Origin of the sequence: Cognatundibacterium rugosum, from assembly GCF_014284365.1 — a bacterium.
Taxonomy (GTDB): domain Bacteria; phylum Pseudomonadota; class Gammaproteobacteria; order Burkholderiales; family Burkholderiaceae_D; genus Undibacterium; species Undibacterium rugosum.
Genome location: NZ_JACOGG010000031.1, coordinates 1 through 24,160, shown reverse-complemented (window position 1 = coordinate 24,160; position 24,160 = coordinate 1). Strand labels below are relative to the sequence as shown.

22 protein-coding genes are annotated in these 24,160 nt (G+C 51.2%); 12 read left to right on the top strand and 10 right to left on the bottom strand.

What is annotated here, in order from left to right; genetic code table 11:
* Positions 1-181: 181 nt before the first annotated feature.
* The 6 genes from H8K47_RS17280 to trpS form a co-directional block, all read right to left on the bottom strand.
* Positions 182-1,021, bottom strand: a complete 840-nt coding sequence (locus H8K47_RS17280) for a universal stress protein (protein WP_186882624.1) — start codon at positions 1,019-1,021, stop codon at positions 182-184.
* Between the two features lie 102 nt (positions 1,022-1,123).
* Positions 1,124-1,948: a helix-turn-helix domain-containing protein gene (locus H8K47_RS17275; protein ID WP_186882626.1), complete on the bottom strand. Its 825-nt coding sequence runs from the start codon at positions 1,946-1,948 to the stop codon at positions 1,124-1,126.
* 107 nt (positions 1,949-2,055) lie between these two features.
* Positions 2,056-2,412 (bottom strand): response regulator, encoded by a 357-nt coding sequence (locus H8K47_RS17270; RefSeq protein ID WP_162018324.1) that lies wholly within the window; start codon positions 2,410-2,412, stop codon positions 2,056-2,058.
* 280 nt (positions 2,413-2,692) lie between these two features.
* Complete coding sequence (locus H8K47_RS17265) at positions 2,693-3,334, bottom strand: response regulator (protein ID WP_162018325.1); 642 nt, start codon at positions 3,332-3,334, stop codon at positions 2,693-2,695.
* 81 nt (positions 3,335-3,415) lie between these two features.
* Complete coding sequence (locus tag H8K47_RS17260; RefSeq protein WP_186882623.1) at positions 3,416-4,654, bottom strand: winged helix-turn-helix domain-containing protein; 1,239 nt, start codon at positions 4,652-4,654, stop codon at positions 3,416-3,418.
* Positions 4,655-4,708: 54 nt separating this feature from the next.
* Positions 4,709-5,731: a tryptophan--tRNA ligase gene (gene trpS, locus H8K47_RS17255; protein WP_186882622.1), complete on the bottom strand. Its 1,023-nt coding sequence runs from the start codon at positions 5,729-5,731 to the stop codon at positions 4,709-4,711.
* Between the two features lie 316 nt (positions 5,732-6,047).
* On the opposite strand from trpS, the gene hemC reads away from it, so the two are divergent.
* From hemC to ppa, 5 genes are all read left to right on the top strand, one after another.
* A complete protein-coding gene (gene hemC / locus H8K47_RS17250; protein WP_230410240.1) occupies positions 6,048-6,935 on the top strand; it encodes a hydroxymethylbilane synthase in 888 nt (295 codons plus the stop codon).
* Positions 6,892-7,716 (top strand): uroporphyrinogen-III synthase, encoded by an 825-nt coding sequence (locus H8K47_RS17245; RefSeq protein ID WP_230405027.1) that lies wholly within the window; start codon positions 6,892-6,894, stop codon positions 7,714-7,716. The genes hemC and H8K47_RS17245 overlap by 44 nt, the downstream gene beginning before the upstream one ends.
* Entirely contained in the window at positions 7,713-8,867 is a 1,155-nt protein-coding gene (locus H8K47_RS17240; RefSeq protein WP_186882620.1) for a uroporphyrinogen-III C-methyltransferase, read from the top strand. Before H8K47_RS17245 ends, H8K47_RS17240 begins: the two co-directional genes overlap by 4 nt.
* Positions 8,868-10,064 carry a heme biosynthesis HemY N-terminal domain-containing protein gene (locus H8K47_RS17235; protein ID WP_186882619.1) on the top strand — a complete coding sequence of 399 codons (1,197 nt, stop codon included), beginning with the start codon at positions 8,868-8,870 and terminating at the stop codon, positions 10,062-10,064.
* Positions 10,065-10,182: 118 nt separating this feature from the next.
* Positions 10,183-10,713, top strand: a complete 531-nt coding sequence (ppa, locus tag H8K47_RS17230) for an inorganic diphosphatase (RefSeq protein ID WP_186882618.1) — start codon at positions 10,183-10,185, stop codon at positions 10,711-10,713.
* A gap of 61 nt (positions 10,714-10,774) precedes the next feature.
* Here ppa and H8K47_RS17225 read toward each other — a convergent pair whose 3' ends face one another.
* Positions 10,775-11,815, bottom strand: a complete 1,041-nt coding sequence (locus tag H8K47_RS17225; protein ID WP_186882617.1) for a serine/threonine protein kinase — start codon at positions 11,813-11,815, stop codon at positions 10,775-10,777.
* Between the two features lie 36 nt (positions 11,816-11,851).
* Positions 11,852-13,027: a GNAT family N-acetyltransferase gene (locus tag H8K47_RS17220; protein WP_186882616.1), complete on the bottom strand. Its 1,176-nt coding sequence runs from the start codon at positions 13,025-13,027 to the stop codon at positions 11,852-11,854.
* A 58-nt stretch (positions 13,028-13,085) separates the two neighbouring features.
* On the opposite strand from H8K47_RS17220, the gene H8K47_RS17215 reads away from it, so the two are divergent.
* The 3 genes from H8K47_RS17215 (at position 13,086) to H8K47_RS17205 (ending at position 16,244) form a co-directional block, all read left to right on the top strand.
* Entirely contained in the window at positions 13,086-14,672 is a 1,587-nt protein-coding gene (locus tag H8K47_RS17215) for an NAD+ synthase (protein WP_230405028.1), read from the top strand.
* Positions 14,673-14,740: 68 nt separating this feature from the next.
* A complete protein-coding gene (locus H8K47_RS17210) occupies positions 14,741-15,079 on the top strand; it encodes a P-II family nitrogen regulator (RefSeq protein WP_186882614.1) in 339 nt (112 codons plus the stop codon).
* A 22-nt stretch (positions 15,080-15,101) separates the two neighbouring features.
* A complete protein-coding gene (locus H8K47_RS17205) occupies positions 15,102-16,244 on the top strand; it encodes an ABC transporter substrate-binding protein (protein ID WP_186882613.1) in 1,143 nt (380 codons plus the stop codon).
* Between the two features lie 63 nt (positions 16,245-16,307).
* On the opposite strand, the gene H8K47_RS17200 is transcribed toward H8K47_RS17205, so the two are convergent.
* Positions 16,308-16,955, bottom strand: a complete 648-nt coding sequence (locus H8K47_RS17200; protein WP_186882612.1) for a Smr/MutS family protein — start codon at positions 16,953-16,955, stop codon at positions 16,308-16,310.
* Positions 16,956-16,977: 22 nt separating this feature from the next.
* On the bottom strand, positions 16,978-17,922 hold the full coding sequence (gene trxB, locus H8K47_RS17195) for a thioredoxin-disulfide reductase (RefSeq protein WP_186882611.1): 945 nt from the start codon (positions 17,920-17,922) through the stop codon (positions 16,978-16,980).
* Positions 17,923-18,177: 255 nt separating this feature from the next.
* Between trxB and H8K47_RS18655 the strand changes: the two genes are divergently transcribed.
* The 4 genes from H8K47_RS18655 (at position 18,178) to serS (ending at position 23,984) form a co-directional block, all read left to right on the top strand.
* Positions 18,178-20,523 carry a DNA translocase FtsK gene (locus H8K47_RS18655; protein WP_186882610.1) on the top strand — a complete coding sequence of 782 codons (2,346 nt, stop codon included), beginning with the start codon at positions 18,178-18,180 and terminating at the stop codon, positions 20,521-20,523.
* Positions 20,524-20,562: 39 nt separating this feature from the next.
* The gene (gene lolA, locus H8K47_RS17185; RefSeq protein WP_186882609.1) at positions 20,563-21,222 is read left to right on the top strand and encodes an outer membrane lipoprotein chaperone LolA; all 660 of its coding nucleotides are present in this window, start codon (positions 20,563-20,565) and stop codon (positions 21,220-21,222) included.
* A 13-nt stretch (positions 21,223-21,235) separates the two neighbouring features.
* Positions 21,236-22,540, top strand: a complete 1,305-nt coding sequence (locus tag H8K47_RS17180) for a replication-associated recombination protein A (RefSeq protein ID WP_186882608.1) — start codon at positions 21,236-21,238, stop codon at positions 22,538-22,540.
* 145 nt (positions 22,541-22,685) lie between these two features.
* Positions 22,686-23,984: a serine--tRNA ligase gene (gene serS, locus H8K47_RS17175; RefSeq protein ID WP_186882607.1), complete on the top strand. Its 1,299-nt coding sequence runs from the start codon at positions 22,686-22,688 to the stop codon at positions 23,982-23,984.
* The last annotated feature ends 176 nt before the right edge of the window (positions 23,985-24,160 follow it).

Below are 24,160 nucleotides of genomic sequence, written 5' to 3'. Positions count from 1 at the left end.
CCAGAGCGCAGCCAGCGTTCTCCTGCAGATAGTACTCAACAACCTGTACTTTGAATTGCTTTGTATATTTACTCATGAAAACACCCCAAAAGTATGGACGGGTGTCCAACTTTTGGGGTGCAGTTCAATTCAGGGTGCTTTTAAAACTGACATGGTATTCCGGATGATCTGGGGCCTGTTATCAGTGCGACATAAAAACCGGGATAGTCATGCTTTCCAGTAGCGTTCTGGTCACGCCACCCATGATCATTTCACGGAAACGCGAATGTCCGTAGCCGCCCATGACCAGCAAATCACTGTCAAGGTCATGCGACAGCGAGAGCAGGGCATTGCCGACATCGGTATGTGTAGTATGAACAGAGACTTCCACTTTAACCCCATGCCTTGCCAGGTAAAGCGCGATATCTGCGCCTGGCTGCTCGCCATGCGCACCTGGATTTTTCTTGGGGTTGAAGATCGCAACTTGTACCAACTCTGCCCGCTTTAAAAGCGGCAGTGCATCAGTCACTGCGCGGGTTGCTTCGCGGCTCGCATCCCAGGAAATCAGAGGGCGTTTGCCGATAGAAGGGAAATCGCCTGCATAAGGAATAATGACAGCCGGTCTGCCTGCATTCATGACTATGTATTCCGGAAAATCCGGTAAAACTGAGGGCGAGGGTTCATCCGGATTCGTTTGGCCTATCACCACCAGATCACTGTAACGCGCTTGTAAGCCTATGCCGCCACCCGCTTCATCATTGGCGATGACACTTTCAAAAGACTGCAGACTGGTCTGACCTACTACGCGCTCAAAACCAGCCACCGCTTTTTCTGCGCGCTCCCGCAGAAATTGCAGATGTACCATCAGATTAGGGTCGCTGGCACTGATATTGCCATCCTGGTAAATGAAACGGGAAACACCTGTGACTGCGGTGCCAATCAGGTGGCCTTCTTCTTTTGCCGCGAGCTGAGCAGCAAACCTGACCCGTAAATCGGATCTTTCAGTTTCGTCGATATGGACGAGTATCGTTTTATACGTCATTGCAAGGCTCCTTGAAGTTCATGGAGCTTATGGCTCCATGAATATAAATGGAATTGCGAAAGTGTGACTGAGGCCGGGCAGGTACCCGGCCAGTCGTTGACATTATGCGGCAACTGCAGCTTCAGCATTCCAGGTTGGCAATAATTTTTTGCCCACCAGAGCAGATACTTTGTCGGTCACTTTGCTTCTCGCCTTCGCTGGTGGCAGGCGGCGCAAGGTTTTGAGTGCGTTTGTATCCAGCAAGGAGATTTCGCGTTGATCCACACTGATCAGCCCCATTTCATTGAATGCTGACAGCGTGCGGCTCACGGTTTCCAGTGTCAGGCCCAGATAGCTGCCAATTTCATGACGTGTCATACGCAGATTAAATGACTTACCTGAGTAACCGAGCTGGCTGAAGCGTTCACCCAGATTCGTCAGGAAACGTGCTACCTTGGCTTCTGCACTCAATGCACTCAACATGCCTATCATGCTTTGTTCGCGTACCAGTTCGCGGCTCATCACGCTGAACATCGCATGTTCCAGTTCGGCATAGCTGCGACCCAGTGCAGCAAAGGTTTTGTAAGGCATCAGGATAATGTCGCAATCAGATAAGGCAACGGCTTCAGACGCATGATGCAGCGAGTGTATGCCATCGATGCCGAGCAGATCGCCTTTCATCGGGAAACTCAGTACCTGTTCATTGCCATATTCATCGATCAGTACTGTTTTCAGGAAGCCGGAATTGACGATGTACAGGGTGTCGAAGTTTTGGCCTATGGTATGGATGCGCTGACCCGCTTTGAAGCGTACATGCTGGAACAGCACTTCTTCATCGGCACTCACAGCAGGAGCCGGGATATGCAACAGATCACACACTTCGCGCAAATTGGACCACAAATTGCCGTGGCAGCGCCATCCGGCTTCCTGATTGCCATGGCTGGCCATTGCTCTCATTTTGGTATTGGCTGACAGAGTGGACTGTGATTGAAATGCTGTTGTCATTTGAGGCTCCACGAGATAAATTGAAAAATTTGAAATTTTGGTAAATTCTTTTATTGCCATCGCAGCAAATAATCGGGAATCTGTGCAAAGTCCTTTGACTTATCCAGAAAGCCATCTGCTCCTGCGCGCATTGCCTGGGTACGATTGTCGTCAGTTGAGTGATTTGTCAGCACAACCACCTTAATCGCCGGTAAATTCTCTTTCACTTCTTTTAGCAACTGCAGACCGTTCTGGTCGCCAAGTTGCAGGTCCAAAAGCATGGCATCGGTATCGGATGCTTTTACTTGTTGATAGGCCTCGTAGATATCACCGCAAACGCCAACGACATGGAAGCCTGGAATTTCTTCAATAAAGCGCACCAGTCGCTTCTGGATGAGTAGAGAATCTTCAACAATAAATAAATTCATAATTCCTTGATACCGGACAAAGCTTTGTTTGCATGTGTCCATTATCACGAATTCAAAACTTGATTTACATCAGGCAATGCTGATTTGAAATGTCGGATTTAACCCTGGCTGATTAGGAATATTCCTACAAGCGCAAATACGGATGCTTGCGGCGCGCAACAGTGATGGCTGATTGCATATAGGGGCGCTGACAGTTCAGGGCCAGGCCTGGAGAAAAAAATCGAAGGGAGGGAGGTGCGAGGCGCCCGGTTCTGGCCTGAGCGCGAAACAGGGAGGGGACTTAGTTCTGCGGAACCAGTAAATGGTGGGTGATAGCGTACTGCACCATGTCGGACAGATTGCTCATGTTCATTTTTTGCATGATGCGCATCTTATGTGTACTGACCGTTTTGACGCTCAGATGTAATAATTCGCCAATTTCAGTAATCGATTTGCCTTTCACCAGATAGCTGAATACCTCGAATTCGCGGTCAGACAAGCTGGTATGCGGCATGGTTTCATTGGCTGGCATAGCATTCATGGCCAATTGCTCGGCTACTTCTATGCTGATGTAGGGGCGACCGGAAGCGACTTTTCTGAGAGCGGTGACCAATTGGGTACCGGCACTTTCTTTGGTCAGATAGCCACGCGCGCCGGCGCGAATAGCGCGCACCGCATACTGCTCTTCTTCATGCATGGTCAATATCAGTATCGGCAGTTTGGGGAATTCTTCCTTAATCTGGCGTATCAGATCGACACCACTGCGGCCCGGCATCGATAAATCCATCAGCAGTACATCAAACTCGGTGTTTCTGACTTTTTCTAAGGTATCAAATCCATCCACAGCTTCGGCCACAACCTGGATGTCGTCTATGCCTTCCAGTATGCGTTTAAGTCCTTCGCGCATAATGGTGTGGTCGTCAGCGATGAGTATGCGTGTCATGGGTTGCTTCAATTGTTAGAAAATATTACAGGAAGCGCGCATTGTACTGCAGAAGGCTGGTATTGAACGCGCAAAGTATAGCTAGCTGCTTCCTTGGCTGAATTGCAGTGATCGCAGTTGCGCCTTTGTCAGAGCAGGACTGGCAGTGATACGCAATGCGTCGCAGCCATGCCAGGCGCTGAATTCCGTGAATACTTGTAAGAGGTCTGCACGCAGCCGTTCGCTCCACGCAAAGCCGGGCTCAGCATGGAAGGCCTTGATCTCCATGATACGGTCCGCACGGTGCGCCTTTGCATCGATGCGCGCGATGAATTTACCATTCCTGAGTACAGGCAGACAGAAATAGCCATACTGCCTCTTAGGCTCAGGGGTATAGCACTCGAGCCGGTAATCAAAGTCAAAGAATTCTTTCAGGCGCTGCCTGTCCCACACGACCGGGTCAAACGGCGACAAAATCCGGCAGCCGCGTATCTGCGCCTCTGAATTCTGCAGCTCGAGTGCCAGAGCCGCATGGTCAGGGTGGATGGTGTAAGTGTCTGACTGACCCTTGATAGACGCAGGCAGTAACAAGCCTTGTTCTGTCAATTGCTCCGGTGTGTTAGCGGCTGCCAATGGGCGCTGCCTGAAATAATCTCTTACCCAGGCTGATTTGCATATGCCCAGTGCCCGGATTGCGGTCAATACCATGTCGCGCTCGGCCTGATGTGGTGTGCAAGGATTGCTCTCATCGCGCCAGTCCGGATGCACGCGTTCGGTCAGGTCGTAAATGCGCTGAAATTTATCGCGCCGCGCCACCATTAACTGTCCGCTGGTAAATAAAACTTCGAGCGAACGCTTTTCAGGCTTCCATTCCCACCAGCCCGATTTGCGTGCCTGATCTGACTGAAAATCGCGTGAGCCGGATGCGCCCTGAGTGCGTATGCTGCTCAGTACGTGATTGACGTTATCTGCCTGTTCATTGAGCCATTTTTGATTGAATTTCCAGCCCAGATGCTGCGGCGACAGCATTTGATGGCGGTACCATGCGAACTGTTCGATAGGGAGAAAGCAGGCTTCGTGTGACCAGTATTCAAACAACTGGCGCTCAGCTAATAACTCATCCAGCCATTGCGGCTGATAGTGGCCTAAACGGCTCCACAGCACCAGATAAGGGCTGCGTGCGACGACATGTATGGTGTCGATTTGCAGTGCACCCATCTGGCGTATGCACTGCAGTACGTTTTGCTTACTGGCCTCCCGTGCAGGCCGCTTCAACAAGCCTTGGGCATGCAAATGCAATTTGCGCGCCTGGGCTGGAGTGAGTTGTAGGCCTGCATTCATCGGAATTTCCCGCTGCCGGGGCGGACTGCTGCTTGCATCCGCCTTACTGCCGTATCAGAAGTGTTTCAGGCCGATTGCAGCCTTCACTTCGTCGGTGGTTTTTGCTGCCACTTCACGTGCACGCATGGTGCCTTCTTTGAGCATTTGCAGAACCTGACCACGATCCTTGGCAAACTCTTCACGGCGTTCACGGATAGGGGCGAGCATGTCTTGCAATATGCCTTCCAGGCGTGCTTTGACCACGCTGTCACCCAGGCCGCCACGTACGTAGTGGTCTTTCATGGCTTGCAGGCCTTCTTTGTCTTGGTCAAACGCGTCCAGATAGGTGAATGCGACATTGCCTTCCAGATGGCCGGGATCACTGACCTTCAAATGCAAAGGATCGGTGTAGACATTGCGTACTGCTGCTTTGATTTCTGCCGGTGTCGCGCCGAGGTTGATTACATTGCCCAGGGACTTACTCATTTTAGCCTTGCCGTCTATGCCCGGCAGACGACCGATTTCCGGCACCAGTGCCTGGCATTCAACCAGGATGTCCTTGTTGACCAGGCGATTGAAGCGGCGCACGATTTCATTGGTTTGCTCTATCATCGGAATCTGATCTTCGCCTACCGGCACCAGGCTGGCTTTGAAGGCGGTAATGTCAGCGGCCTGGCTGACCGGATAGGTCAGGAAGCCTGCCGGAATATCACGTTCAAAGTTACGCAATACGATTTCCTGTTTGATGGTCGGATTACGTTCCAGGCGTGCGACCGATACCAGGTTCAGATAATAGAAAGTCAGCTCAGTCAGTTCAGGAATCTGGGATTGGATAAAAATCGTCGATTTGGCCGGGTCTATGCCAACTGCCAGATAATCGAGCGCGACTTCCAGTACATTGTTATGTACCTTGACCGGATTATCCATATTGTCTGTCAGCGCCTGCGCATCTGCCAGCATAATGTATTGCTGATACTGATGCTGGTATTTGACGCGGTTACGCAGACTGCCCACAAAGTGGCCCAGATGCAGGGGGCCGGTCGGGCGGTCGCCGGTCAGGATTAAATGGTTTTTGTTTTCTGTTGTACTGGCTTGCATAAAGAATCCGTAGGTTGAAACATGCGTAAAAAAAGCCGCATTCAGTAGGGCGGCATTTCATTGTGGCGTTCTGATTTTGCTCTATGATGCAGCCTCAGCAGATTGCGTGTCAAGTTTGGGCTGAATGTGGCGTTCGTTGATACATTTCAACAGTCTGGCGCAAGGATACCTGCGCTCAAATGGTAAAATCCTTCCCATTTCTTCATTTCTTGCAATCCGGACTGGATTGAATTTTTTGGTAAATCGGAAAGAATTTATTTTGAACGCGACCTCACCCCAAAAACTGATCATCGCCTCGCGCGAAAGCCGTCTCGCTATGTGGCAGGCGGAGCATGTACGTGATCGTCTGAAAACGCTGTATCCCGATTGCGATGTACAAATTCTGGGTATGACCACACGTGGCGATCAGATACTGGATAAGGCTTTATCGCAAGTGGGTGGTAAAGGTTTGTTCGTCAAGGAGCTGGAAGTCGCGATGGCCGAAGGACGCGCCGATCTGGCGGTACACTCTCTCAAGGATGTGCCTATGGATTTACCTGAGGGCTTTGCGCTGGCGGCCGTTCTGGAACGCGAAGATCCACGGGATGCTTTTGTATCCTCAGCCTATGCCGCTTTGGACGAGTTGCCGCAGGGTGCTGTCGTCGGTACCAGCAGTCTGCGCCGTCAGGCTTTGATTGCGGCACGTTTCCCGCATTTGGTCGTACGGCCTTTGCGCGGCAATCTGGATACACGCCTGAAAAAATTGGATCAGGGCGAATATGCGGCAATCATTCTGGCAGCAGCCGGCTTGAAGCGCCTGGGGCTGGCAGAGCGCATACGTGCATTTCTGGAGCCGGAGCAAAGTCTGCCTGCTGCAGGGCAAGGTGCGATGGCGATAGAAATTCCTGCTGACAGACCCGAGTTGCAAGCCTGGCTGGCGCCTTTAAACCATGCGCTGACCGCACAGGCAGTGCATGCAGAGCGTAAAGTGTCAAAAGCGTTTGGCGGCAGTTGCCAGATCCCGTTGGCTGCCTATGCGCAGCCTACAGAAACCCAGCTGCGCTTCCGAGCCATGATTGCCAGTGTGGATGGTCAGCGCATAGCACGCGCTGATTTGACTGCGTCAGCTGGACAAATGGATGCTCTCTGCGACGCAGTGATCGACTTACTGAAGCAGCAGAATGCTGAAGAAATACTCGCGTTGTGTCTTAGCCAAAATGCCTGAGTTGATGGTGGCCGGCAGGCCTGTCGTGATTACCCGCCCGGTAAAGCAGGGCGTGCTGTTTCAACAGCGGCTGAGTCAGGCGGGCTTGACGGGCGTGCTGTTTCCTTTGTTAGAAATCGCTGAATTGCCGGATAAAACCGCGTTGCTGGCATCGCTTGCCCGTCTCGATAGCTACGCGATGGTGGCGTTTGTGAGCCCGAATGCGATCGATCATTATGTTGCGCACGTTCAGTCCTGGCCTAAACAGGTCGATATTGCCGTGATGGGTGCGGGTGGCGTTGCCGCATTGCAGGCATATGGAGGTAAGCTGCAAGGTGTGCGCATCATCAGCCCAACTAATGCGCTGAAAACAGATTCCGAGACTTTACTGGAAGAGCTGGACTTGCAGCGCTTGGCTGAAAAGCGGGTGCTGATCGTACGAGGGCAGAGCGGACGTGAATTCCTGGCGGATGCCCTGCGTAATCATGCTGTGCTAGTGGATCAATTACCCGCTTATGTGCGCAGTGAACCTGTATTTGATGCGCAACGACAACAGCAATTGCAGGAATTGCTTAGGCAGCAAGCGATCTGGGTAATCACCAGTTCTGAAGCTTTGCGTACTTTGCACAGCTGGATCGGACTGTTGGATGAGGATATAATCGTGGCAAATATGCAACGTCAGCAAATCGTGGTCCCACACCAGCGAATTGCTGAAACGGCGCAACAGCTTGGATTTCATTCAATTACTTTAACAGGCTCAGGCGACGAACAGTTGCTTGTCGCGTTACAATCGCAGATATGAACGAATCGAACAATCATCCAGGCGTTCCGCCTGTAGCTCAGGAGTCTGCAACTACGCCACCGCTTGCAGATAATCCGGCTTTCCGTCAGGAAGCTCCCCAAGCTGGCTGGACTCAGCCTGCTTATCTGTTTTCGGGCGCGCTGGCTCTATTGCTGGCAGCTAATTGGTGGAGCTCACAGAACCAGATCAGTAGCCTCAAAGAAGAAGTCGCCAAGCGCCTGCTCAGCGCAGATGCGTCGGGTACCGAAACCCGTTTGCTGGCAAAAAATTCTCAGGACATCACTAAAGAGCTGCAGGCCAAGGTGATTTTGCTGGAAGGCAAACAAACTGAGGCACAAAGCCAGCAACTGGCCTTGGAGCAGTTGTATCAGGATTTGTCCAAAAACCGTGATGAATGGGCGCTGGCGGAAATTGAGCAGGTACTTGCGACGGCGAGTCAGCAATTGCAACTGGCAGGGAATGTTCAGGGTGCATTAATTGCGTTACAGAATGCCGACAGCCGCCTGGCAAAATCGGATAAACCGCAATTTATTACTATCCGTCGCGCCATCGCCAAAGATATCGATAAGCTGAAGGCGTTGCCAGCGTTGGATCTGGCTGGTATTGCCTTGAGACTCGACAGCGCGATTGCGCAAATCGACCATATTCCTTTGTGGTCTGATGAAAAATCGATTACGACAGCAACGCCACCGAAAGCGCCTTTACGTGTGTTATCAAAATCCAAAGCAACGGATAAGCCCGGTAAGGAAGATAAAGACGAGGAACTGACCTGGACTATGCGCATGCAGGATTCCTGGCAGAGTTTTTCTTCGGAAATGTGGGGCGAGCTCAAGCAGTTAATACGTGTCCGCAATGTAGAAGCGCCGGAAGCACTGTTGTTGGCCCCGAATCAGTCGTATTTTGCGCGTGAAAATCTCAAGCTCAGATTGCTGAATGCCAGGTTGGCCTTGTTGTCGCGTAACGAAAGCGTATTTCGCAATGACATGATACTCGCGCAGGATGGCCTGTCTAAGTATTTCGATACCCGTGCCAAACAAACGCAAACGGTGCAGGCGCTGCTGCGCCAGATTCAGGGTAGCAATCTGTCGATAGAAATGCCGACTTTAGTGGAAAGCCTGAATGCGGTTCGTAACTACAAGGTGAAGCCATAAATGACGATTTTTATCCGGCTTCTTATTTTATTTGCACTGGCAGTCGGCCTTGCCATTGGTGCCCGCTTCAATCCGGGCAATGTTGTGTTGTTCTACCCGCCTTATCGGATAGACCTGTCGCTGAATTTGTTCCTGGTTGGCTTATTGGTACTGTTCGTGGTGGCTTATCTGGTGTTGGCTGCCATCAGAACCACACGAGACATGCCCGCCAGGGTTGCAGCTTATCGTCAAGGTAAGCGTGAACGTGATGCCAATAAAGCTTTACGTGAATCGCTCAGAACTTTGTTTGAGGGCCGTTTTGGGTATGCTGAAAAAGCTGCCGCACGGGCTGCGGAGTTACCTGAAAATGCAGGAGTGGCTGCTTTAGTCGCTGCCAGGGCAGCCCATCATATGGGGCAGTATGTGCGACGTGATAAGTGGCTTGCCAGTGTAGAGGCGGATGCCAGTCATAAAGTCGCACGTCTGGTCAGTGCCACCGAGCTGTATGTGGATCAGCACGAGTCAGATAAGGCATTAGAGGCAGTCAAGGAGTTGCATGCGAATGGCAGTCGCCACATTCAGGTATTGCGCTGGGCTCTGAAAGCAAATCAGCAGGCAAGACGTTGGGCAGAAGTACTGAAATTGGTCCGTACCTTGGATAAGCATCATGCGCTACATCCGGCCTTGTCGAATCGTCTCAAAGAGTTGGCCTATGAAGATTTGCTACGTGACAATGCTCATGATGCAGAATCTATTCGCCGTGTTTGGTATGAGATTCCGGCTGCCGACCGTAAATCGGTGACGGTCGCCTATTATGCGGCGCTGGCGTTTAACGGACGTGGTTTGTTCGATGATGCGCGCGATATCGTCGAAAAAGCCCTGCAAACAGAGTGGGATGAGCGTTTATTGCGCGCCTACCGCGATGCAGCTGCGGCTGAAGGATCCGCCGCATTATTGGCCCAGATTGATCATTGTGAGCAATGGATGCATGTACACCCCACCGATCCTGAACTGGCCTTGACCCTGGGTACCTTATGTTTCCGTCAGAAATTATGGGGTAAGGCACAAAGGCATATGGAGCAGGCTTTGTCCGATGCGATTTCGGCAAGTACCGTCAGAGAAGCTAATCTGAAACTCGCACAGTTGCATGAAGCGCTGGGCCAGGATGAGGAAGCTGCTTATCACTATCGCCAATGTGCCATTGCGACCACCTTGTAGATTGTCCGTTTTTATACGCCGGTGTTTTATATATGCGCTGCACAATTAGTGGCGGAAAGCCGATATAATTCTCCCGAAATAATTTTCAAACTTCCTGATTTTTTATAGAAAGAGTGACATGAGCTTGAATAACGTTCCAGCAGGTCGTGATCTGCCAAATGATTTCAACGTAGTAATTGAAATCCCGATGAATTCTGATCCGATCAAGTATGAAGTTGATAAAGATACCGGCGCTATCTTTGTTGATCGCTTCATGGGAACAGCAATGCATTATCCATGCAACTACGGCTATGTTCCTCAAACCATCGCTGGTGATGGCGACCCGGTTGACGTGCTGGTGATCACACCATTTCCACTGATACCTGGCGTTGTGATCCGTTGCCGTCCGATCGGCGTACTGAAAATGACAGATGAAGCTGGTAACGATGCAAAGGTATTGGCTGTTCCAGTCGACAAAATCCTGCCTATCTACGCAAACCTGCAAAAACCTTCTGACTTGAATGAGCTGCAATTGCGTCAGATTCAACACTTCTTTGAACATTACAAAGATCTGGAAAAAGGCAAATGGGTGAAAGTTGAAGGGTGGGGCGATGTGGAAGAAGCGCGTAAGGAAATCCTTGATGGCGTAGCTAACTACGAAAAGGCTTAATACCCCTTAAATAAAAAATGCGACCTCAGGGTCGCATTTTTTTTGCCGTTGATGCTATGCATCAATGCCGCAAATTGTAGTAAATGGCACAAATCAACGCCAGACCGATTGCTGCAGCGCTGATCCAGCTTATTCCACCTTTGTCATTAGGCGCATCGGAGTGGGCCATTTGATCTGACTTGTTTCTAGCCCCTTTACGCTTCAGTTTTTTATCACGCTCCAGAAATTTCTGTAGTGCTTGCGACATCTCTTCCGCACTCTGGTAGCGGGCGGACGTATCTTTGCTCATCGCTTTCATCACGATGCGGGATAGGGAATCGGGAATATTGGGGCTGACTTCTGCGGGAGATTTTGGGTTTTTTTGTATAATTTGCTGTAGCAGTTTATTGATGTCATTCGACTGGAATGGTTTTTGGTTAGTCAGCATTTCATACATCACTGCGCCCAGAGAGTACACGTCAGTCAATGCATTGACCGGTTTGCCCATGGCCTGTTCTGGCGACATGTAGTTGGGTGTGCCGAGAATATTATTGTTAAACAGGGTCACGTCTCCAGTCCTGCCTTCTTCCAGAATACGGTTAGGCGCGCGGGCAATGCCGAAATCCAGCACTTTGGGCTGTTGGTTTGATGCAATAAAAATATTTCCTGGCTTAATGTCACGATGGATCACACCGTTGGCATGGGCATAAGCCAATGCATCAGCGATTTTTTGCACGACGGCAGCTGTCTCGATAATGTCAAATTGCCGTCCAGACGCGAGTTCATCGCGCAAATCCTTGCCTGGCAAGAATTCCATCGCAATGAAAGTAGTACCGCCCTCAGTTGACGCATCAAATATGGTCACAATATTCGGATGCGATAAGCGTCCTGCGGCCCGCGCTTCATTAATAAATTGATGCTCACGCTGCTTTTTGTCCGCAAGGTTAGGACTGGTATTCAGTATCTTGATCGCGACGTCCCGGTCTATCACCGGATCATGCCCCAGATAAACTGTGCCATTGGTGCCGGTGCCGAGTTTTTCCGTTAAATAGAAGCGACCCACTCGCTTATTGAGTGGAGGTGCAACCGGGGTATTTTCCTGGGGTGTTAAATTATTTTGCATTTGCGCAGAATGCCTTGAAGCATCAAAAAATTCAAGTTATTCCGCCTCTTGATCGGGAAAATGACGATATGCCTGATGCTGCAGCAGCACTTGGCGGTATTCCTGCATCTCTTTGGCCTCCCTGTGCAGAAAATCCTGTATCGCATCGCGAAATCCGGGATGATGGATGTAGTGGGCGGAATGGGTCGTTTCCGGCTGAAATCCGCGCGCCAGTTTGTGTTCGCCCTGTGCACCACCTTCAAACCACTGTATGCCCTCGCGTATGCACAAGTCTAGCCCTTGATAGTAAGCGGTTTCGAAGTGCAGGCAGGGGTGCTCTTCCACGCAGCCCCAGTAGCGACCATACAATCTGTGTTCAGATCGCAGGAAAAGCGCTGCTGCAACTGGCTGCTCCTCCAGGGAAGCAATCACCATATGCAAAGCAGTGGGCATCTGCGCGCCCAAACGCAGGAAAAAATCCAGATTCAGATAGGGGCTGGAGTGGTGGTTACGATAGGTCAGGTCATAGCAGCGCTTAAAGAACAGCCAGTGCGCCTCCTGTAATTCGTTCCCCTTCAGATGTTGAAACTGAAAACCACGTTCCTGAACTTTTTTACGCTCACTGCGTATGTTTTTTCTGCGTTTTTTATCGAGTGTGAGCAAGAAATCATCAAAACTTTGGTAATCCTGATTGCGCCAATGAAACTGGATTCCCTGTCGGGATAAAAAGCCAGCCTGTGCCAGTGCTTCTTGCTGCATTTCGGGCAAGAACAGGATATGGCAGGAGGAATAGCTGCCTGACTCACATAATTGCCGTAACGCGGCGAGCAGCATGTGCAATGTACGCGCATCTGCGGCAAGCAGGCGTGGTCCGGGAATCGGGGAAAAGGGCACGGCACTTAAGAGCTTGGGGTAATAGTCTAGCTGGTGTTGTTGGTAGGCGCGCGCCCAGGCCCAGTCGAATACGTATTCACCATAAGAATGGCTTTTGCTGTACATCAGGCAGGCGGCGACCAGTTCCCGCCCATCCCAGATCGTTATGTGCTGTTCCTGCCAGCCGGTCTCAGGTGTGGCGCTGCCGGATTGATGTAAGGCGTCCAGAAAAGCATATTGCAGGAAAGGATCATCACATTTGGCTGTAAGTAATAGCTGGCTCCACACTTCTTTGCCGATATCAGAAAGTGAAGTGATGACGCGCATGCGATAATGTCGGTCTGTAGTAACACTTTTCATATTGGCTTTACATCTGAATTGAACAAAAATGACGACCACAAAAATTGCAATAGTACAGATGAATAGTACTGTCGGGGATTTGACTGGCAATGCCGCGCAAATACTGGCGTATGCGGCCCAGGCTGCGAGCCAGGGCGCGCATATTGTTGTTACGCCGGAATTGTCTCTGGCGGGTTACCCACCCGAGGACTTATTGCTCAGGCCAGGATTCTATCAACAGACTGCTCTTGTTTTGGAGAAACTGACGCAAGATCTCGCGACTTATCCTGGTTTGCATGTGCTGGTCGGTCACCCGCATGAAGAGCAGGGCGCTTATTACAATGCGGTATCTGTACTTGCAGACGGGCAAATCAAAACACGTTATTTCAAACACAATTTGCCAAACAATATGGTGTTTGATGAATTGCGCTATTTCCAGGCAGGACAGCAGGCCAGCGTATTTGAACTCAATGGAACGATATTTGGTATCAATATCTGCGAAGATACCTGGTTCAGTGCGGCACCTGCCAGCGCTAAGGCGGCCGGTGCTCAGGTCTTGCTGGTACCAAATGGTTCGCCTTACCACATGGGTAAGCAGGATTTGCGCTTGCAAGTGATGCGTGAACATGTCACATCTCAGGGGATGGCGTTGGTCTATGCCAATCTGGTAGGCGGCCAGGATGAGCTTATCTTCGACGGTAACTCATTCGCCCTGAATGAGCAGGGTCAGCAAGTCTTGAGTATGGGGCATTGCAAAGAAGAAATGGCTGTGCTGACGCTGGAGCACGGTGCACTACACACAAGCCCAGACGCAACGCCACTTTCACTGGAAGCACAGGTTTACGATGCGCTGGTGCTGGGGGTGCGCGATTATGTGAATAAAAACGGCTTTCCCGGCGTATTGCTGGGCTTATCGGGTGGGGTTGATTCCGCATTGACCCTGGCGATTGCCTGTGATGCGCTTGGCGCGGATAAGGTACGCGCGATCATGATGCCTTCACCTTACACAGCAGATATTTCCCTCACAGATTCACGTGACATGGTGCAGCGCCTTGGTGTTCGCTATGATGAATTGTCTATCAGTCCTTGTTTTGATGCCTTCCGCGCTACTTTGCAACATGAGTTTCAGGGATTAAAAGAAGACACGACTGAAGAGAATATTCAGGCGCGCATACGTGGCACCTTGCTGATGGCCATGTCGAATAAATACGGTTCGATAGTGTTGACCACTGGCAATAAGAGTGAAATGGCAGTCGGATACTGCACGTTGTATGGTGATATGGCGGGTGGTTTTGCCGTGATTAAGGATATCGCAAAGACGCTGGTATATCGCCTTTGTGCTTACCGCAATCAGATTTCTGAAGTAATCCCTGAGCGCATCATCACACGTCCGCCTTCAGCTGAATTACGTCCTGACCAGAAAGATCAGGATTCGTTGCCGCCTTACGAGGTTTTGGATGGCATTATGCGTATGTATATGGAGGAAAATTGCTCACGTGCTGAAATTGTTGCAGCCGGTTATGCCTATGATGACGTGGAACGCATTACGCGCCTGATTAAGCTGAATGAGTATAAACGGCGTCAGGCACCCATCGGTATTCGTATTACTCACCGCGCATTTGGGCGCGATTGGCGCCATCCGATCACGTCGAAGTTCCGTGATTAAACGCTTCCATTCCGATTAAGAATATTGATTATTAATTGAATATAAATTAAGTATTAACAGGAGTCGTCATGAAACAAATTACTGCAATCATTAAACCCTTCAAACTGGATGAAGTCCGCGAATCTTTAGCTGATGTCGGTATCACCGGATTGACTGTGACGGAAGTGAAAGGCTTTGGTCGTCAAAAAGGTCATACCGAACTTTACCGTGGGGCAGAGTATGTTGTTGATTTTTTACCTAAAATCAAAGTGGAAGTGGTCGTAGATGACAAAATTTCCGAGCATGTAGTAGACGCCATCATTAAAGCCGCCCATACTGGAAAAATTGGCGATGGGAAAATATTTGTACAAAATGTGGAGCAGGTAATCCGTATCCGCACTGGAGAAACAGGTCCGGACGCGGTATAAAACCGTGAAAGTGAGCGCATTTATGAGGGCCATCTCAGGCATATTGTTCGTATTTTTGTTGCTTATTGCTGCTGCCGGGGTTCACGCTGACTCAGGCGTGACCGAGAGTAAGATCGTCATCGGGCAATCGGCGGCATTTTCTGGCCCTGCCGCTCAGCTGGGAATTCAAATGCATGCCGGTGCCAAGGCATATTTCGACCATGTCAATGCCATTGGTGGCGTGTTTGGACGCAAGATTGAGTTGATTAAGCGCGACGATCAATATGAGGCGGAATTGGCGGCTGCCAACACCAGGGCATTGATAGAGAAGGACGATGTCTTTGCCTTGTTTGGTTATGTTGGCACGCCAACCAGTAATGCGGCGCTTCCGATCTTTACTCAGGCCAAGGTTCCATTTTTTGCTCCATTTTCTGGTGCGCAGTCTTTACGTGAACCATTCAATAAACTGATTTTCCACGTCAGAGCCAGCTATTTCGACGAAACCGAGCATCTTGTTGGTCAACTGATGAATACCGGGATTAAGCAAATTGCGGTGTTTTATCAGAACGATGCTTACGGGAAAAATGGTTTAAACGGGATGGAGCGCGCGCTGAAAAAGTTCAACGCCATAGTCGTGGATACCGCAACGGTAGAGCGAAATAGTCTGGACGTGGCCAAAGCAGCGGATCGCCTGCTGGCGAAACGTCCGGATGCGATCGTGCAGGTCAGTGCTTATGCTTCCTGTGCCGCGCTGATACGTGAAATGCGCAAGCGGGGCTATACCGGACAGTTTTACAATCTGTCTTTCGTTGGTAGTCAGGCCTTGGCTGACACGCTGGGCAATGATGGGCCGGGTGTGATGATTTCGCAGGTGGTGCCGTTTCCGTGGTCGCCCAGCCACGCACCTATCGTGGCGGAATATACAAAAATCATGGCTAAGGCTGGGGTGACTGAATTGAATTTTTCCAGTCTGGAGGGCTTCATTGCGGCGAAGATATTCGTGGAAGGCTTACGTCGCGCCGGTCAGAATTTGACGCGTGAGAAATTGATTGCGGCCTTAGAAACGATTAATTTGAAGTCTTATGATGCTGGTGGCTTCAATTTGCAATTTTCAGCCACAAATCATAATGGCTCAAAATATGTGAATATGACCGTGATTGGTAAAGACCGTAAATTCAAGGATTGAGGTGTGCCTGCTTTTTGTTTGACGCTGTCAGCACTGAAAAAACTCCGGCATGCCGGAGTTTTTTTATATCGTTGAACAGGATTTCAGCAGCACGATCAATGCGCCTGAGCCGCCATCGGCAGCCGTGGCCTGGCTAAACGCCAGCACTTCTTCTTTTTGTATCAGCCAGTTGCGTACTTTCTGCTTGAGCACAGGCTCTTTGTTGACTGAACCCAGCCCTTTGCCATGTATGATGCGCACACAGCGTATGCCATTTTTGACTGATTTACGTAGAAACTCGCCCAGGCTGTCACGTGCCTGATCACGCCTGAGTCCATGCAAATCCAGATGGGCCTGGATCACCCAGTGTCCTTTACGCAGTTTGCTGGTGACATCCGCGCCTATGCCAGGGCGCGCATAGCTCAGATTTTCATCTGTTTCCAGCAAAGAAGCCGGGTCGAATTCATCCGACAGCGATTCTTGCAACGCAGCCTGTTCATCCGCCAGATGCTGAAAAGGGATGGGCGCTGGTTTGGCAGGGGCGTGCAGGTGTTTGCTGTCCGTTTTGAGTGGCGCCACATCACCTATGCTGTTGCGAAAAATATTTGCCTCAGCCTTGGCTTTTTTTTCCTGGGCCAGGCGCTCCGCTTCCACACGTGCACGTGTTTCCTGCTCTTTTTTTAATTGCTGCCCCAGCGTACTGAGGTCAGCAAAACTTTTCAGTGAAGACATAATCCAGCTAAGACCAGTTCAATTACTCTTCGAGATAACGCTGTGCATCCAGTGCCGCCATGCAGCCGGTACCTGCGCTGGTAATTGCCTGACGGTAGACGTGATCCTGTACGTCACCGGCAGCAAATACACCAGCAACACTGGTTGCGGTGGCCATGCCTTCAGTACCGGTGCGGGTCTTGATATAGCCGTTATGCATTTCTAACTGACCTTCGAAGATGCTGGTGTTTGGCTTATGTCCAATCGCAATAAACACGCCATGCAGCGCGACGGAGGAAATCACGCCGTCTGCTGATTTGATGTTGATGCCGGTCACGCCGCTGTCATCGCCGGTGACTTCATCCAGCGTATGGTTCCATTTGATCTCTACTTTGCCTTCAGCGACTTTAGCCATCAGACGGTCGATCAGAATCGCTTCAGCGCGGAACTTGTCACGCCTATGGATGACGGTGACTTTGCTGGCGATGTTAGACAGATACAGCGCTTCTTCCACCGCTGTATTGCCGCCGCCGACTACGGCGACTTCTTTACCGCGATAGAAGAAACCATCGCAAGTCGCACAAGCGGAGACACCTTTGCCCATGAAGGCTTGTTCCGATGGCAGACCCAGATACTGCGCTGATGCGCCGGTTGCGATAATCAGGGAATCGCAGGTGTATTCACCCTGATCGCCAATCAGGCGTATCGGTTTCTCATCCAGCTTGGTGGTATGGACGTAATCAAAAATGATTTCTGTTTTAAAGCGCTCAGCGTGTTGCAGGAAACGCTGCATCAATTCTGGACCCTGCACGCCCATCGGGTCGGCTGGCCAGTTTTCCACATCGGTCGTGGTCATCAGCTGACCGCCTTGTTCCACACCAGTGATCAGCACCGGATTCAGATTGGCACGTGCTGCGTAAATAGCCGCAGAATAGCCGGCTGGACCTGAGCCCAGAATTAATACTTTTGCGTGTTTAGTGGTAGTCATAGCAGACCTGCATAGAAAAATTGTTTTGGTAAGCGCGGCGCAAGTGCTTGTGCCGTGCCGCTGTTTTCCTGCTTACAGATGGCGTTGATGCCGGGATTTGCAAGAGATTTTCTTGTTTTATGGCAAGCTCAGCAAATACATGGGGCGAATTATAGATCATCCTTCCGAAAGCCGCTCTTGACACGGGTTTGGAGACTCAGGCTGATCATGCTATCTTGTCAGTCTTTGCTGTCTGGATGATGAATTTCCCGATTTATGACTACGAGTAACGAAGCCTACACCCGCAACAGTAAAGCGACACCGCCGCCTCCGCTGCCTGGTCGCATGGTTGTGCTGGTGATGGAAGCACGCTGGATTATTTTCGCTGCCTTAAGCATATGCCTGATTTTGATACTGTTCAGCTACTCTAAGCTGGACCCTGGCTGGTCACAGGCACGTGAAGTCGCTCATATTCACAACCTGGGCGGGAAATTTGGTGCCTGGCTGGCAGATGTGCTGTTTTATGTATTTGGTTTCTCTGCCTGGTGGTGGTGCGTGGCTTCGTTCCGACAAGTGTTTGCCTCCTATCAGCGCTTGTCCGGGCGTCTTGCGGTACGTCCGGATAACAACGAAGAACAGGAAAACCTGACCCATATCGTCGGTCGCATGACGGGCTTTGGTTTGCTGTTGGCTGGTTCTATGGGGCTGGAATTTTTACGCATGTACAGCCTGAATGTACAGTTGCCGCTCGCACCGGGTGGTGTGCTGGGAAATATTATCGGCAGTCTGGCTTTTGTCTCGCTGGGTTTCACTGGTGCGACCATGCTGCTATTGCTATTCGTCGCGATAGGCATCAGTCTCTATTTTCAGGTGTCCTGGCTGACGATAGCGGAAAAAGCCGGTGCGGCAATCGAGTGGATTTTTGTCTTTGCACTCAATAAATACGCAGCAGCTGAAGATCGCCGGGTCGGGCAAACTGCGGCTGTCAAACGTGAAGAAGCTGTGGTGCAGGAACGTGCCAAGATCGTTGAGGCGGCACCGGTACGTATAGAGCCTCAGGTCGTGGCAGTGCAGCGCTCTGAGCGGGTGGAGAAAGAAAAACAAGTCTCGTTGTTTAACGAGCTGCCGGATACCAATTTACCGCCTTTATCCTTGTTGGACGATGCGCCCCCGGTGCTGGAAACTGTCAGTGTACAAACCCTGGAATTTACCAGCCGTTTGATTGAGAAAAAACTGTCTGACTTTGGTGTTGAAGCCAAAGTGGTGGCGGCTTATCCGGGTCCAGTGATTACCCGTTATGAAATTGAGCCGGCAACCGGCGTTAAAGGCAGTCAGATTGTGAATCTGGCGCGTGATCTGGCGCGCTCGCTGTCCCTGACATCCATCCGTGTCGTTGAGACGATTCCGGGCAAAAATTACATGGGTCTGGAATTGCCCAATCCTAAACGTCAGATCGTACGTCTGACTGAAATCCTGAGTTCCAAAGTCTATAACGACAGTGCCTCCAGTCTCACGGTTGCCTTGGGCAAGGACATCGCAGGCCATCCTGTCTGTGCCGATTTGGCTAAAATGCCGCATTTGTTGGTCGCAGGTACGACCGGCTCCGGTAAGTCGGTGGGGATTAATGCCACCATTTTGTCGCTGCTGTATAAGTCAGACCCGAATGATGTGCGCATGATACTGATTGATCCTAAGATGCTGGAGATGTCGGTGTACGAAGGAATTCCCCATTTGCTGGCGCCCGTGGTGACCGATATGCGCCAGGCTGGACATGCGCTGAACTGGGCCGTGGCTGAGATGGAACGCCGTTACAAGCTGATGTCCAAGCTGGGTGTGCGTAACCTGGCCGGTTATAACGCCAAGATTGCAGAGGCCAGCCGCAAAGAAGAGCTGATTCCGAATCCCTTCAGCCTGACACCAGATGCGCCTGAGCCTTTGGATAAATTGCCGACCATCGTGATTATTATCGATGAGCTGGCCGATCTGATGATGGTGGTCGGTAAGAAGGTAGAGGAGCTGATCGCCCGTATTGCCCAGAAGGCCCGTGCTGCTGGTATCCACTTAATCCTGGCTACCCAGCGTCCGTCGGTCGATGTGATTACCGGCCTGATCAAGGCCAATATTCCTACCCGTATCGCATTTCAGGTCAGTAGCAAAATTGACTCTCGTACCATTCTCGATCAGATGGGGGCGGAAACCTTGCTGGGTATGGGTGATATGCTGTACATGCCACCGGGCACCGGTTTGCCGGTACGCGTACATGGCGCCTTCGTCTCAGATGAAGAAGTTCATCGCGTGGTTGAACATTTGAAAGCGCAGGGTGAACCGAATTACATTGAAGGTATCTTAGAAGGTGGTGTGCTGGAAGAAGGCGCTGATGGCGCTGCTGCTGGCGAAGGCGCAGGCGGTGGAGAAGCCGATGCCTTGTATGATCAGGCGGTCGCGATTGTACTGAAAAACCGGCGTGCTTCGATTTCCCTGGTGCAGCGCCACTTGCGGATTGGTTACAATCGCGCGGCACGCTTACTGGAACAAATGGAGCAAAGCGGCATCGTATCGCCCATGCAATCGAACGGTAACCGCGAGATTTTGGTCCCGGTAGGTAATGCTGCGGAATCCTGATCTTGATCCCAAGTTTTGTAGAAAGATTGAAAGCATCTGATGTTGAAAACCGAATTTTTATCGCGCCGGGCTTTGCTTGGCGTTGTGGCCGCGATGTGCTGCGCCTTGCCTGCCTGGGCGCATGCCTCTGCCGTTGAGCAATTTAAGACCTTTGTCGCTAACAATAAAACTGCCAGAGGCGAGTTTGTACAGCAGCAGGTCAAGATGGTGGATGGCAGTGCCAAGGTTGTAAAAACCTTTCAGGGGAATTTTGTCTTTTCCCGTCCCGGAAAATTTATCTGGAATTACACCAAGCCTTACGAGCAGCAATTGCAGGCCGACGGCGAGAAGTTGTATGTCTACGATAAAGATCTGAATCAGGTCACGATTAAAGCCTTAGGCAATGCGCTCGGTGCCAGTCCGGCTGCCATTCTGTTTGGCAGCGCAGGTGCGGCTGATCTGGACAAGAACTTCACGTTGAAAGAGGCACCGGCGCAGAATGGTATGGAATGGCTGGAAGCCATCGCCAAGGCGAAAGACAGCCAGTTCGATCGCATAGGCATCGCGATGAAAGATGGTGTGCCCCAGGTATTGGAATTACGTGACAGTTTCGGGCAGGTGTCCTTGGTGACTTTCAAAAGTTTCGAAAAAAATCCAGCACTGAAACCGGATCAGTTTAAATTTACGATCCCGGCCGGGGCGGACGTATTCCGTCAGTGAGTCGTTTGTGAACATGCATAAATCCCGTCCGGCGCCGCTGGCAGAGCGCATGCGTCCGGCCACGCTGGCTGATGTGATCGGACAGCAGCATATTCTGGGTGAAGGCAAGCCCTTGCGCCTGGCCTTTGCCTCAGGCGAACCGCATTCCATGATTTTATGGGGCCCGCCCGGTGTCGGCAAAACCACGCTGGCGCGCCTGATGGCGGACGCGTTTCATTGTGAATTCATCGCCTTATCAGCGGTACTGTCTGGTATCAAAGACATACGCGAAGCGGTGGAGCGGGCGCAGATATTGCAAGCCACCTCGCAGCGCCGCACGATTTTGTTTGTCGATGAAGTGCACCGGTTTAATAAGTCCCAACAAGATGCTTTTTTGCCGCATGTAGAAAGTGGCTTATTCACCTTTATTGGCGCCACCACAGAAAATCCGTCCTTTGAAGTCAATAGTGCCTTGCTGTCGCGCGCTGCGGTGTATGTACTGAAGTCCTTGCAGGACGCGGATCTGGAGCAAATGGCCGTGCGCGCTTGCGAACGTGAGCTCAATGGCTTGCAACTCAGTGCGGAGGCGTTGGTCAGCCTGGTCGCCAGCGCGGATGGTGATGGGCGTAAGCTCTTGAATAACCTCGATATCGTCGCTCATGCGGCAGCGGCCAGGCAGGTGATGCAGGTTGATCAGGGCTTGTTATCGGAAAGCCTGGGCGACGCACTCAGACGTTTCGATAAAGGCGGGGACGCTTTTTACGATCAGATTTCAGCATTGCATAAGTCGGTCAGGGGATCGAATCCGGACGGTGCGCTGTATTGGCTGGTCAGGATGCTGGATGGTGGTGCCGATCCGCGCTATCTGGCGCGCCGCATCGTACGCATGGCAGCCGAAGATATAGGACTAGCTGACCCGCGTGCCTTGCGTATCACGCTGGATGCGGCAGAAACCTATGAGCGCTTAGGCTCGCCTGAAGGTGAGCTGGCGCTGGCCGAGGCGGTGGTGTATCTGGCTTGTGCGGCTAAGTCGAATGCGGTCTACAAGGCTTATAACGCGGTGCGTGCCCTGGTGGCTAAAGATAAGAGCCGGGTCGTACCTGAGCATCTGCGCAATGCGCCGACTAGGCTCATGAAAGAGCTAGGTTATGGCAAACTCTACCGCTATGCGCACGATGAGCCGGATGCCTATGCGGCTGGCGAAACGTATTTGCCAGAAGGGCTGGAAGGCGAGTCCTGGTATCATCCGGTGCCGCGCGGCTTGGAAATCAAGATAGGCGAGAAGCTGCGTTATTTGCAGCAACTCGATCAGGACGCCCTGAGCCGCAGCAAAAAATAAACCGCTCATTGCTACTTTCGCTGTGCGAGCACCGGCGCAATTGGCAGGCAGTATGCATTCGCCTTTAGTGCCCGGTGTCTAGGGATTTCCGCTTTCCCTTGCTACAATACCGGATTCGACCATTTTCTCCTCCTGGCAAGACACCATGATAGATATTCAACTTCTGCGTAAAGACATCGATACGGTTGCGGCAAGGCTCGCTACCCGTAAATTTCAGCTCGACGTAGCGACTTTTAATGCGCTGGAAGCAGAGCGCAAACAAATTCAGTCACGTACTGAAGAATTGCAAGGCAAGCGCAACACCTTGTCCAAGCAAATCGGTATGCTCAAGAGTAAAGGCGAAGACGCTTCTGCTGTGATGGCCGAGGTCGCTGCGATTCCTGAAGAAGTAAAAAAATCTGAAATTCGTCTGGCAGAAGTACAGGCGCAAATGACGGCATTCCTGCAGGCGATCCCGAATCTGCCGCATGAATCCGTCGTGGTCGGTCAGGATGAAAGTGCCAACGTGGAAGTGCGCCGTGTCGGCACGCCACCAGTGTTTGATTTTGAAGTCAAAGACCATGTCGATATTGGTTCTGCACTGGGTCTGGATTTTGACACAGCGGTCAAATTGACAGGCTCGCGTTTCTCAGTCATGAAAGGTGGCATCGCCCGCTTGCATCGCGCACTCGCGCAATTCATGCTCGATACGCAAACGGTAGAGCACGGCTATACCGAGGTGTACACACCTTACATGGTGAACGCTGATTCCATGCGCGGTACCGGCCAGTTGCCTAAGTTTGAAGAAGACCTGTTCGCTGTTAAAAAAGGCGGCCAGGAAGGTGAGGGCGAAACCCTGTACCTGATCCCGACCTCTGAAGTGACCTTGACCAATACCGTACGCGACGAAATTTTGGCTGCGGATGCCTTGCCAGTGAAGCTGACCGCGCATACGCCATGCTTCCGCTCAGAAGCAGGCAGTTATGGCCGTGACACGCGCGGCATGATACGTCAACATCAGTTTGATAAAGTCGAAATGGTGCAAATCGTTCATCCTGAAAAATCGATGGAAGCCCTCGATGAAATGGTTGGCCATGCTGAAGCGGTATTAAAAAAACTGGGATTGCCATATCGTGTCGTCAGCCTGTGTACCGGTGACATGGGCTTTGGCGCGACCAAGACTTTTGATCTGGAAGTATGGCTTCCAGCGCAGAATACTTACCGTGAAATTTCCTCCGTGTCGAATATGGAAGCCTTCCAGGCACGCCGTATGCAGGCCCGCTTCCGCAATGCGCAAGGCAAACCTGAAATGGTGCATACCCTGAATGGTTCTGGTCTGGCGGTGGGACGTACGCTGGTCGCTGTGCTGGAAAACTTCCAGCAGGCGGATGGCTCGGTTATCATTCCTGAGGCATTGCGTCCTTACATGGGTGGCATCGACAAATTGTCACCTGTTGTTGCCTGAAACCTGTTGGGCCAGGTTCTGGCCTGACTTGAATAAAAAAAACGCCTGAGAATGAACTGCACCCCAAAAGTTGGACACCCGTCCATACTTTTGGGGTGTTTTCATGAGTAAATATACAAAGCAATTCAAAGTACAGGTTGTTGAGTACTATCTGCAGGAGAACGCTGGCTGCGCTC